This is a genomic window from Halorubrum sp. Hd13 (assembly GCF_002252755.1).
In the GTDB taxonomy this organism is placed as follows: Archaea; Halobacteriota; Halobacteria; order Halobacteriales; family Haloferacaceae; genus Halorubrum.
Genome location: NZ_NHOY01000045.1, coordinates 1 through 11,677 on the forward strand (window position 1 = coordinate 1; position 11,677 = coordinate 11,677).

The following is an 11,677-nucleotide window of genomic DNA, read 5'->3' on the forward strand; positions in this document are numbered from 1 at the left end:
CCGCCCGCGGAGGGGGAGGGCGCGGGCGGCGTCTTCTCACGGCTCGATCCGGAACGTCTCGAAGACCTCGCCGTCCGGCGTGACGAGCCGCCCGTCGAGCGCGTTCGCCGCGCCGGGACTCGTCTCGCCCCCGGCCCCCGTCGACACCGGGTCCAGTTCGGCGTGCGCCGGCCGGTTTCCCCGCGGCCGCGCGTGGCTTCCCGGGTTCACGATCGGCAGCCCGCCGGTGTCGTCGAACCGCGGGCGGTGGCTGTGGCCGCAGATCACGGCGTCCGCGTCGCGCCCCCGACCGAGCATGACCAGCCCGGTGTCCCCGCTGCGGTGGCGGTGGGTGACCGCGAACCGCACGCCCGCGTACTCGACCGTCCGGACCTCCGGGAGTCGATCGCGGATCGCGGCGTCGTCGTTGTTGCCGTACACGCCGCGGAGCGTCCGCGCCGCCGACTCGAAGGCGTCGAGCACCGGCTCGCGGTGAAAGTCGCCCGCGTGGACGACGAGGTCGGCCGCGCGGACCGCCTCCGCGGTGCGCCCCTGCAGCTTCGACTCCTCGTGCGAGTGGGTGTCTGAGACGACGACGAGCATTCTGTACCCCTCATCGGTGCGCGCTCGGCTTAAAAAGCGCGTCCCGGAACAGCGGTTATGATTTATGTCTGAAGGCGCCTGCGGTGGCGCGCGCCTGCAAGCGGCCGCCACCGGCGGCCGCGAGGAGCGCCGCGCGAGGGACGCCGCGAGCGCCTTTATAAGGCGCGAGCGGCGAGGCTGGGGAGGTGTGAGGTACGGTCGCTGTGCGGGACGGGATTCAAAGGGGGGTTGGGGCTTTGGAGGCGTTCATCGTCGATCCGGTGTCACCCGCTTATAAGCGAGCGGCTGGAGCTTCGGAGACGATTAGGACGCCGCTCCCAACGCCGATCCCGTATACGTAACCGCGTTCACGCGCCGCGATCGGAACGAGGCGCGACCGGAACCGACCTATTCTTCTAACGAAAGCGACGCGAGCAGCGACTCCAACTGCACCTGCTCGTTGGCCCCCTCCGCGATCCGGTAGTCGGCCTCGCCGATCCGCTCCATCAGCGCGACCGCCTCGCGCTCGCTCAGGTCGAACTCCCAGACGGAGCGGTGGAGCTGGTCGATCACGTCGCCGCCGGCCATCCCGGTCTCCGTGAGGAGGGTATCGAGGGTGGCCCGGGCCCGCGAGAAGTCGCCCTCCAGGGCGTTCGTCACCATGGACTCGATCTCCTCGGGGCGGGCGGTGGCCGTGATCGCGTACACCGCCTCCTCGTCGACGACGTCGCCGGTCGTCGCCGCCGCCTGCAGCGAGTTGATCGCGCGGCGCATGTCGCCGTCGGCCGCGTACACGAGGGCGTCGACCCCCTCGTCGGTCACCTCGATCCCCTCCGCGGCCGCGATCTCGCGCGTCTGCGAGGCGACGGCCGCGTCCGAGAGCGGCGAGAAGCGGAAGACGGCGCAGCGCGACTGGATCGGGTCGATGATCTTCGACGAGTAGTTACACGAGAGAATGAAGCGCGTGTTGTCGGAGAACTGCTCCATCGTCCGGCGGAGCGCTGACTGGGCGTCAGACGTGAGCGAGTCCGCCTCGTCGAGAAACACGATCCGGAAGTCGCCGCCGAACGACGAGCGCGCGAACCCCTTGATCCGGTCGCGAACCACGTCGATGCCGCGCTGGTCGGAGGCGTTGAGTTCGAGGAAGTTGCCGCGCCAGTTGTCCTCGCCGTACACCTGACGGGCGATGGCGGTGGCGGCGGTGGTGTTATGCATCACCGTCGGATTCTCCCCGGCGACGTAGTTTCGCGTCCCCGGGACGGTCAGGTCGTAGACGCGCTCGTCGGCCGCCACGCTCTCGACCGTTTCTACCTCGTCGTACCGCAGATCGGCGTTTGCGATCCGAGACGCCTTATCAAGGAGTTCGACGGTTTCCAACGATAGCCAATCCGTGGCGATCTCCCTGAGGCGATCTGCTACCGTTTCGAGCCGGGTAAGCGACGTCAACGTAGAGTCGTCTGATCGAAGAAGATTCGTGAGATCTGGCGTCTCTATCTGGAGACCGTCCACGACTTCGGCGTACTCCACGCCGAGCAGATCGATACACTCGCTCAGTTCGGTCTCCACGTGATCGATCTGAACGTCTTCGACCGGTCGATCCAACTCTCCGAGTATTCGTACCACCCGATTCGCCCGCGGCGTCCGGCGACCGTCGCTGTATTCAAGGAGGCGATCCGAGCGCGCACCGACCACCTCAGAGACCTGCTTTCTGGTTTCGATCGGAGCGAGTTCCCCACGGCTTTCGATCCATGTCGTCGGGACGGCCGTCGCCGCTTCGAGTTCCGGTCGGATCGATTCGAGGCGTTCGAGCGCCCGTTGCGTGTTTTCGATCTGTTTCGTTGCGGCGTCGACCACGCTGTCCAGAACCGAACAGTAGCGCTCTCTTCCGGGCGACTCCGGGTTGAGACTCTTCGGGAGATGCTCGGTGATCGGGATCTCGAGCCGACGACAGAGATCCCGAAGAACGGTCTGGCTCGGGATCGTGTCGTAATTGGGGTTCGCCTCCTTCTGCGCGTGCTCGTCAAGCCGATCAGATTTGTGAGCGATGGTGAATCCGATCGCATCTCTGAACCGTCGCAGTTCCCGCGCTCCAGAGATATACAGCGCGTGATACGTCCGTTCGACACCAGATCCGTTGGTCGCAGACTTCTGGAGTTCCTTCCGGCGGGTGGAGATACCGAACGTCGTGAGGAGGTACGAAAGCAGGGTGATGTGCCCTGAGTTTCGCTGCGTCAGTTCGATTATCCCGTTGGCGCTGACGTGGGCCTCGGCGTCGAACATGGCGCGCAGGAACGCGGCTCGCGCGTCCGTCCCGGCTGTGACGAGATTCGAGCCGATCCCCTTCTCGCCGCTCGCGCTCGCGAACGCGTCGAACACCGATTCCAGATAGTGAGTCAGCGTTCGGGAACCGATCGCGACGTAGGGGATGTCTTTTTGCGTCCCTCGCCTTGTTTCCACGTCGAACACGTCGTGTGCGGCCGAATCGAACGCGTCGAGCAGTGCGTCGTCGGTGTTGTAGAACTTGATCCGTCCACCGTCGATATGGGCTTCGCTGATCGCGAGGCCGACGAATCGTGCCAGCTCCGGCGTCACGTCCGTCGGTGGGGTAATCGAACGCGACCGACGGCCTTGTCTGACGTATTCGATCGCTTCGACGCCGTTCACCCAACTGTCCACGCCGTCGGCTGTCGCACGAAGCGCTGACAAGGGGATCGTCCGATCGAGGTTCAGGTCATCTGCGGTCTCGGCATCGAGCGTCACCTCTGTCCGCTCCGGGTTCATCTCGTCGTACCACCGCAGCGTCGGTCCAGTGGTCCGATTAGTCGCTGGCGTCGGCAGCCGGCTTGGCCGAGCGATCCGATCGCCGTCCGACAGCTCCCCGGCGGGAATCCACTCGAACCCCTCGTGGGTGATGACCCGGAGTTTATGTTCCGGAGTCACTCGGAACTCGGTGCCGTCACGAGTCGTTACCTCCACGAGTTCCTCGGCACGCTTTCCGAACACGTGCGACGGTTCAACGTACTCGAAATCGTTCCGGTCGGTCATCGTCGCGATCCGAATCTCGTCTTCGGATTCGCCGAAACCGTCCGTGTCACCGACCACGTCTTCTATCGGCCTCACTCCGGAGTCAGTCAACACGGGCGTCTCACCGGTAACGCACTTCCCGACGCCGGCCGGCCCCGAAAAGAGCAGGTGCGGGATGTCGTCCTGTTCGATGTAGCTCTGAAGCCGTTCGACGATGTCCTCCTGGCCGTGGATGTCGTCGAGCGACTGCGGCCGGTACTTCTCGATCCAGATCTCCCGGCCGGTCGCGGTCGCAACCGTCTGCTCGTCGGCCTCGCTCATGCCGGATCGGAGGGTCGGCGGGGTGATAAACGAACCGAGAACGGGTCGGCGACGGCGGCTCGCGGAGGCGGTCGGACCCGCCCGCTCCTACGTCCGACGCCGGACCGCCTCGCGGAACGCGGCCGCCGCGTCGACGTCGGTCTCCGCGTCACGTAGCCGCGCGCTCGCGTCGACGTCAGGTGCCAGCAGGGCCGCCGCGGCGCCGGTCGACACGGTCTCGGTCCGCCAGTCGACGTACGGCTCGCCGGCCCACGTCGGGAGGTCGGCGCGCAACACGGCGTTCCGCCAGGCGAACCAGCGGACCCCCTTCAGCCCGAGCAGCGCCAACCGGTCGTCGAGGGGGTCCAGCAGCCGGTCGATCCCGGCGATCTCGGTCGCGGCGTACGTCTCGGCGAGCGCGTCCTGCGCGGTCTGGACGAGCCGGGCGAGGACCGCGTTTATGCGGTCGTGGTCCTCGCGCTTCGCGTCGCGGTCGGGGTCGATCCCGACATCGCCGAGCGTGTACGTGAGGTCGTAGGTGATGTGCGCGTTGACGCCCAGCAGGGCGTCCTGCGCGACGAGCGTCTCGCCCCGGGCCGCGGCGGCGAAGGCCATCAGCCACGGCCGCGGGAGCGCCTCGAACGCCCGCCGCTCGAACGCGACCAACGCCCGACGGTAGCGCTCCGCGAAGGCGACGAGGTACGACGCGGCCCACTCGGGGTCGACGAACGCGCCGTCGTCGATCGCGGTCCGAACGGTCGCCGTCATCCGGCTGTACACCGTGAGAAACACCGCTCGCCGGTCGCCGCGCTCGCGGAGGTACGACTCGGTCCGCGCCAGCCGCTCGTCGACGTCGGCGACGGACGTGAACGGCGCCGCGACGAGGTCGAGCAGTGCCGTGTCCGGCTCGTCGTCGGCCAATTCCGCGGCGACGGCGTCGAGTTCGACGTCGACGGCGGCCGCTCGCCGGATCCCGGTGAGCAGCGCTCTCGCCTCCTCGGTAGTCGGGACGGCCGCGCGGATCGGGATCATCTCGAGTCGACGGGAGCGCCGTCTGACCGTCCGCTACTCCGCCGGAGCCAAAGAACGTTGCTGCCGAGACGGGGGGTCCCGCCTACGCGAACTCGTCGACGAGTTCGGGGACGACCTCGAACAGGTCGCCGACGATGCCGTAGTCGGCGATGTCGAAGATCGGCGCGTTCGGGTCGGTGTTGATGGCGATTATGGTGTCGGACCCCTTCATCCCGGCGACGTGCTGGACCGCGCCGGAGATACCGACCGCGATGTACACGTCGGGGGTGACGACCTTCCCGCTCTGCCCGACCTGCCGGTTCTTCGGGAGCCAGCCGTTGTCGACGATCGGTCGGGAGGCGGAAAGCGTCGCGCCGAGCGCGTCGGCGAGCTCCTCGACGAGCTCCAGGTTCTCCTCCTCCTCGATGCCGCGGCCGACCGAGACGAGCACGTCGGCGTCGGCGATGTCGACGTCGCCGCCGCCGACCTCTTCGAAGCCGGTGACGCGCGCGCCGGACTCGAGGAGGTCGACGTCGACCGACTCGATCGCGGCGTCGCCGACGCCCTCCGCGGGCGCCCACTCGCCGCCCCGGACCGTGAGCACGTGGCGGTCGCCGTCGACGTCGACGGTCGTCTCCACCTTCGAACCGTACATCTCGCGGGTGACCGTCAGGCCGCCGTCGTACTCGAAGCCGATCGCGTCAGTCACCAGCGGCAGGCTGCGATCCTCGGCCACCGCGGGCGCGTAGTCGAGCCCGTTGACGGAGTTCGGCGCCACGACCGTGCCGGCGTCCGTCCGATCGAGCAGGGCCGCGATCGCCGCCTGGTAGACGTTGTGGTCGAACTCCTCCCCGTCGTCGACGACGTGGATCGCGTCCACGCCTTCGCGGTTCAGGTCCTCGGCGAAGCGGTCGACGTCGCCGCCGATGACGGCGACGTGGAGGTCGCCGCCGCGGGCGTCGGCGAGCTCTCGACCGGCCGTGATCGCCTCGTAGGAGGCGTCGCGGAGCTCGCCGCGGCGGTGCTCCGAGACGACGAGCACGTCGGACATCACGCGCCCACCCCCTTGTCACGCAGGACCTCAGCGAGGCGTCCCGCGGTCTCGCTCGCGCCGCCCTCGATTATCTCGGCGTCGGACTCGCTCTCCGGCTCGTACATCGACGTGATCGCGAGCGCGCTCTCGACGTCCTCGGCGGTCAGTCCCAAGTCGGCGAGGTCCTTCGCGTCGATCTCCTTGCGCTGGGCCTGCCGGATGCCGCGCAGGCTCGCGTAGCGCGGCTCGTTGAGTCCGGTCTGGACCGTCAACACGGCGGGGAGGTCGACGTCGGTCAGCTCCTCGACGCCGCCCTCGAGCTCGCGGTGGACGTGGGCGACGTCCGCGTCCGCGTCGACCTCGAGGTCGTTGACGACCGCGGCGTGCTCGAAGCCGATCCGCTCGGCGAGCGCGACGCCGGTCGCGCCGAACCCGGTGTCGGCGGCCTGCACGCCGCCGAGCACGAGGTCCGGATCCTCGGCCTCGACGACGGCCTCGATCGTCGAGACCTTCGCGGCCACGTCGGCGAACCCGCCCTCGAAGGCGTCGTCCCAGACGCGGACCGCCCGGTCGGCGCCCTTCGCGAGCGCCATACGGATCGTCTCATCGGCCCGCTCCGGCCCGATCGTGACGGTGACGACTTCGTCTGCGATACCGGCCTCGGCCAGCTGGACCGCGGCCTCGACCGCGTAGTCGTCCCACTCGTTGAGGTCGTACTCGAGGTCGGACTCCGCGATGTCAGTTCCCTCGATCGCGAAGTCGTCGTCGGCCTCAGCGACCTCCTTGACGGTCACCAGAACTTTCATGATAGTCACTGGGTCGCTCGCCGTGTAAGGGTTTTCGGAACGCCTCACTCGCCGCGAAGAGTTGGCTTCGCCCGGACCCCCGGAGCGGACCGAGCGACGGCTTCCCTACCGCCTGTTGCGGTCGACGTGACCGTCGTCGTCGTTCGCGCTGTCGTCGTCCGCGCCGCCGCCGTCGTCGCCCCCGTCGCCGCCGTCGACGTCAGCGTCGTCGGGCAGCGAGATCAGGTTCTCGCGGCCCAATCGGAGCTTCTCGACGCGCCCCTCGTCGGCCATCGCCGACAGCAGCTGCGAGACCTTCGCGTCGGACCAGCCGGTCTCCGCGACGATGTCGGCCTGTCGCATCCGCCCGCCGTTGTCTGTCAGGAGCCGCTCGACTCGCTCCTCGTCCGAGAGCAGTGAGAGGTCCTCTTCGGGCTCCGCCTCCGTCGCCGCGTCGCCGTTCTCCCCGCCGACGGGACCGGCGGCGGCCGCACCCGAACTCGCGTCGTCGTCCGCGGTCGTCGCCCGAGAGACGCCGTCGCCGTTCGAACCGTTCGCGGTCGCCCCGCCGGCGTCGTTGTCTCCCATCCGCCGATAGGCGACGACGCTTCCCGCGATGAGCAGCGCGGCGACGAGGATCGCCGCGGTCAACATCTCCCACGGCGGCCCCGTGGTGCCCGCCGGCGCGTAGACGACGGCGACCCGCTCGTCCTCGCCGAACGTGCGCGGACCCTCGATCGTCACGGCGTTGTCGCGTATCTGGACGGTCGATCCGGGCGTTCCCGTGACGGCGTACCCGTCCGGCGTCGCGATCTCCAGCGTCTGCCCCTCACCGAGCGACCGGAGCCACGTTCCCTCGGGCGTCGTCAGCGCGTCGCCCACCACGAGGTTCTCGCCGTCGGCCCCGAGGAACTCCGTCCAGACGAACGTCAGGCGGAGTTCGCCGACGGCGGCCGTCCCCTCTTCGCCGACGTCGAACTCGGACGGGTCCTCGTGGACGATCACCTCGCGGTCGACGCTCTCGATCCGCATCGTCCGGTCCACGTTCCGACTCGCCTCCCGCGCGAACCCCTCGAACAGCGCCGGGCCGGGGCCCACCTCGCCGTCGAGGAACCGTTGTCCGGCGGTCTCGAACGCCCTGACCTCCGTCTCGTCGGCGAGCGCGTACCTGACCGACACCTCCCACCGCGCGTCGCGGTCCGGCGTCGGCTCGATCCGGATCCGCGTCGCCGTGTTCGGGTCGAAGTCAGACTCGATCTGTCCGACGGGACCCGCGACGGCCTCGACGCTCGGCGACGCGAGGGAGACGTCGCTCGGCTGTCCGTGCGGGGCCGCCGCGTCGAGCGCGGGCGACGGCGAGGTCGCGACCGCGTCTCCGGCGACCGGCGCGACCCCGCCGCCGACGAGGAGGAGGGCGAACAGCGAGACGAGGAGGACGCGAGACGGGGGATTCCGCATGCACGTCGGTTCTCTCGTGGCCCGGGCAAAACGCTTTCCATAACCGGTTTGCGTCGGCGTAACGGGCGGTCCGCGACAGACCCGCCGTCCGCGACGGTCGCCGGTCGGCGTCGGCGTCACGGACTCGCGCTGGGTCGTCGAGGTGGATTTTTTATATCAGGAGGTGAACTCATGCGTGATGAGAGCCCTCTCGGTCTTCGTCGCGGTGTTGCTGCTGGTCGTCCCGGTCGCGGGGACGATGTCGCCAGCGGCCGCCGTCTCCGAGTCCCCGGCGGCCGTCGAGGCACCGGACTCGATCGCGCTCGACCCCGTCAGGCCGAACGCGGACGGCCCGATCGACCCGCCCCGGCCCCAGACCGGCCCCTCGCAGATCGACGAGTCGAACCTCACGTTCCGCACGCTCTCGGCGCCGACCGACGCCGACTCCCGGAGAGGCAGCGGCTTTCGCGGCGCGAACCTCGGCCCGGCGCTCTCCTTCTCGGTCGCCGACGCCGGGGCCGCCGTGGAGACCGAGGCGATCGTCGACCGGATCGAGAACGCCCAGACCAGCACCGAGCGACAGCGGCTCATCCTCGCCGCACTCAGCCGCGTCGAGCGCAACGAGGTGAGCCTCCACAGCCGCCAGTCGAAGGCGTTCCAGGCGCACGCCTCCGGCAACCTCTCCGACCGGGAACTCCTCGACGAACTCGTCCGTATCTCCGCCACTGCCCGGGAGTACGACGGGCGGCTCGAGGCGATCGACGCGCTCGCGGAGGAGACCGACGGCTTCAGTTCCCCGACCCGGCTCGACGAGCTTCAGGTCGCGCTCCAGGTGTACAACGGCCCCGTCCGCGACCTCGCGCTCTCGACCGCCCGCGGCGACCGCTCGGCCGCGGAGATCTACGTCGAATCGACGCCGAGCTCGGTCACGCTGGCGACGATCGTCGACGGCGAGTACGTTCGCGAGACGTTCAGAAACGACCGCTGGGGCCGCGGCGGCGGCGCGATCAGCAACGACGAGGCGATCAACGTGACCACGGCCGCGTACCCCGAGACGGCGGCGCTCCGGGAGCCAGACGCGTTCGGGGCCGGCGCGGTCCAGCGGATCACTATCCCGCACGAGTACGGGTTGCTCCGCGCCTTCGTCAGCGGCGGGACGGAGCAGGTGTTCGTCGAGCACCAGCGGATCAACCTCAGCGCCTTCCCCGACACCGAGCGTGCCTCCGAGGCCGGTGACGGCTTCAACGTAACCGTCGAACGGAGCTACGCCGGCGGCCCGGTGACGGTGACCGTCCTCGACGAGGAGACAGGCGACCCCGCTCCCGACGTCACCGTGACGAAGAGCGTCGGAGACGGCGACAGCCGGACGATCGGCACCACGGACGCCGACGGGGTCGTCAGGACCCTCTCGCCGGCGGAGCCGTACCGCATCACCGTCGTCGACGAGCCCCGCGTCGTCGTCGTCGACGACCTCCGACCGATCTCGACGCCCCGGCTCGTCGACGACGAGTAGCGCAGCCGCGTGCTGTCGCCGGCGCGCCCGAGCCCGCGGACGCGACTTCAGTCGGGTGTTCCAGGGTTGGGCGTTCCAAGACCTCCGGAATTCGTCGCGGTGCTCTTGTCGGTCCCGCACCCATCCCTCTCCATGCGCCTGCGCGGCCGGTCACTCTCCCACTGGGCGCTCCTCGCGGCGCTCGGCCAGCTCGCGGCACGCGCGCTCGCCGGCGGGGCCGCGCTCGTTGTCGACCCCTCCGGCGCGCTCGTGGACGCGTCGCCGGCCCCGCTCGCCCCGACGCCAGTCGACGACTTCCTGCTCCCCGGAGCCCTGCTCGTCGCGCTGTTCGGCGTCTGTCCGGTCCTCGCCGGATACGGGCTCCACGCGGACCGCTCGTGGGGGCGGGCCGCGGCCGTAGCGGTCGGTGTCGCGCTGGCGCTCTGGGTGGCCGCCGAGACGGCCCTCGGGTTCGCCCGCCCCACGCGGGCGCTGAATCTCGCCACCGCGGCCGCGGTGCTGGCGCTCGCCGCGTCCCCGTCCGTCGCCTCCTCGTCCGACGGGACGACCGGGTCGAAGAGGCGATGAACCGGTCCCCTCGCCCGTCGGCTTCCGTCCGGACGTTTTTAGCTGATGCCGCGGCCAGCCGCCCCGTGCTCCCCGACCGCTCACCGACCCACCCGGGTCCGTCGTCGAACCGGAACGCCGCTGGCGACGCTCACCGCTCCGATCGGGCGCTCGCCCCGGTCGCCGGCGTCCTGCTGCTCGCGATCACCGTCGTCCTCGCGGGCGGCGTCGTCACCGCTGCGCTCGCCGCTCCCGCCGAGCCCGTCGAGCCCGCGCCGACGGCGTCACTGTCGCTGTCGGCGGCCGGCGATCGGGTCACGGTCACGCACCGCGGCGGCGACGCGCTCGACGCGAGCGAACTGGACGTGCGCGTCAGCGTCGACGGCGAGCCGCTCGCCCGCCAGCCGCCGGTGCCGTTCTTTTCTGCGGCCGGCTTCCGGCCGGGACCGACCGGCGCGTTCAACGCTGCCAGCGACGGCGACTGGTCCGTCGGCGAATCGGCGTCGTTCCGGATCGCGGGGACGAACGACCCGGCCCTCGAACCGGGACGGACGATCGCCGTCGAGATATCGGTCGGCGGACGGCCGGTCGCGGCGCTAGAGGCGGTCGTGGAGCCTGGATAGTAGAGCGACGGCGTCGCTCGCTCCGCGCGCTACTCCTCGGGGACCCGGGCGACCGTCGTGATCGCTCGGGGGCTCCGCGGCGTCGCTCGCTGGATGTGGTGTTCGAACGCCTCGTAGCCCGCGGCCTCGAACATCCGATCGGCCTCCTCCTCGTCGTAGAAGAGCATGATCGCGTCGGCGATCCGCTGGAGGACGGGGTTATGCGGGTAGTCCGGACCGACGACGAGCACCTGCCCCCCGGGCTTCGCGACGCGGCGCAGTTCCCGAAGCCCCTCGACGGGATTCGGCCAGTACTCGATCGAGCCCGACGACCAGACGACGTCGAACGTGTCGTCGCGGAAGGGGAGCCGCTCCGCGTCACCGCGGTAGAAGTTCACCCGGTCGCGCTTGCCGAACTTCTCGAACGCCTTCTCCATCTGGTGCACGCTCTGGTCGAGCCCGTGGACGTCGTCGGCGTGTTCCAGCAGTCCCTGCGTGCCGAACCCGGTGCCACACCCCACGTCGAGCACTTTCGGGTCGTCGCCGAACTCCAGCCAGGAGAGCGCCTCCGTCCGCATCTCCTCGGTCCAGTTGAAGCGGTTGACCTGGTCGTACACCTTCGAGAGGTACTTGTAGAACAGGCGGGCGTTCGACTTGTCCTCGAGGATCCCCATTACCGTATCCGTAGGGTCGCCCGCCCCATAACGACACGGATCCGCCACCGGGACGGACCCGGTTCGACCCTCGCGCGGGACGTCGCCGACGGTCCGGTCCGACCCGCTTATCCGCCCGCCGACCGATCCACACGTATGGACCCGACGACGAGCGGCCGGTTCCGCGTGCACGACCGGCGGCCGCGACCGGA

The 11,677-nt window shown here is 69.7% G+C and carries 10 protein-coding genes; 3 read left to right on the forward strand and 7 right to left on the reverse strand.

Annotation, left to right across the window (positions count from 1 at the left end; translation table 11 throughout):
* Window positions 1–36 precede the first annotated feature (36 nt).
* From DJ81_RS06265 to DJ81_RS06290, 6 genes are all read right to left on the reverse strand, one after another.
* Entirely contained in the window at window positions 37–582 is a 546-nt protein-coding gene (locus tag DJ81_RS06265) for a metallophosphoesterase (RefSeq protein WP_094526517.1), read from the reverse strand.
* A gap of 387 nt (window positions 583–969) precedes the next feature.
* The gene (locus DJ81_RS06270) at window positions 970–3,906 is read right to left on the reverse strand and encodes a replication factor C small subunit (RefSeq protein WP_249269092.1); all 2,937 of its coding nucleotides are present in this window, start codon (window positions 3,904–3,906) and stop codon (window positions 970–972) included.
* Between the two features lie 87 nt (window positions 3,907–3,993).
* On the reverse strand, window positions 3,994–4,917 hold the full coding sequence (locus DJ81_RS06275; protein WP_094589003.1) for a DUF5995 family protein: 924 nt from the start codon (window positions 4,915–4,917) through the stop codon (window positions 3,994–3,996).
* An 82-nt stretch (window positions 4,918–4,999) separates the two neighbouring features.
* Complete coding sequence (locus DJ81_RS06280) at window positions 5,000–5,947, reverse strand: electron transfer flavoprotein subunit alpha/FixB family protein (RefSeq protein WP_094523330.1); 948 nt, start codon at window positions 5,945–5,947, stop codon at window positions 5,000–5,002.
* Window positions 5,947–6,735: an electron transfer flavoprotein subunit beta/FixA family protein gene (locus DJ81_RS06285; protein WP_094589005.1), complete on the reverse strand. Its 789-nt coding sequence runs from the start codon at window positions 6,733–6,735 to the stop codon at window positions 5,947–5,949. Before DJ81_RS06285 ends, DJ81_RS06280 begins: the two co-directional genes overlap by 1 nt.
* A gap of 105 nt (window positions 6,736–6,840) precedes the next feature.
* Window positions 6,841–8,172: a hypothetical protein gene (locus DJ81_RS06290; protein ID WP_094523326.1), complete on the reverse strand. Its 1,332-nt coding sequence runs from the start codon at window positions 8,170–8,172 to the stop codon at window positions 6,841–6,843.
* 178 nt (window positions 8,173–8,350) lie between these two features.
* Here DJ81_RS06290 and DJ81_RS06295 point away from each other — a divergent pair, with 178 nt between their 5' ends.
* From DJ81_RS06295 to DJ81_RS06305, 3 genes are all read left to right on the forward strand, one after another.
* Window positions 8,351–9,664 (forward strand): hypothetical protein, encoded by a 1,314-nt coding sequence (locus DJ81_RS06295; protein WP_094558253.1) that lies wholly within the window; start codon window positions 8,351–8,353, stop codon window positions 9,662–9,664.
* Window positions 9,665–9,796: 132 nt separating this feature from the next.
* Entirely contained in the window at window positions 9,797–10,231 is a 435-nt protein-coding gene (locus DJ81_RS06300) for a hypothetical protein (RefSeq protein WP_094528061.1), read from the forward strand.
* A gap of 65 nt (window positions 10,232–10,296) precedes the next feature.
* Entirely contained in the window at window positions 10,297–10,833 is a 537-nt protein-coding gene (locus DJ81_RS06305; protein ID WP_275542425.1) for a type IV pilin N-terminal domain-containing protein, read from the forward strand.
* 29 nt (window positions 10,834–10,862) lie between these two features.
* On the opposite strand, the gene DJ81_RS06310 is transcribed toward DJ81_RS06305, so the two are convergent.
* On the reverse strand, window positions 10,863–11,486 hold the full coding sequence (locus DJ81_RS06310) for a methyltransferase domain-containing protein (RefSeq protein WP_094522968.1): 624 nt from the start codon (window positions 11,484–11,486) through the stop codon (window positions 10,863–10,865).
* Window positions 11,487–11,677: the final 191 nt, after the last annotated feature.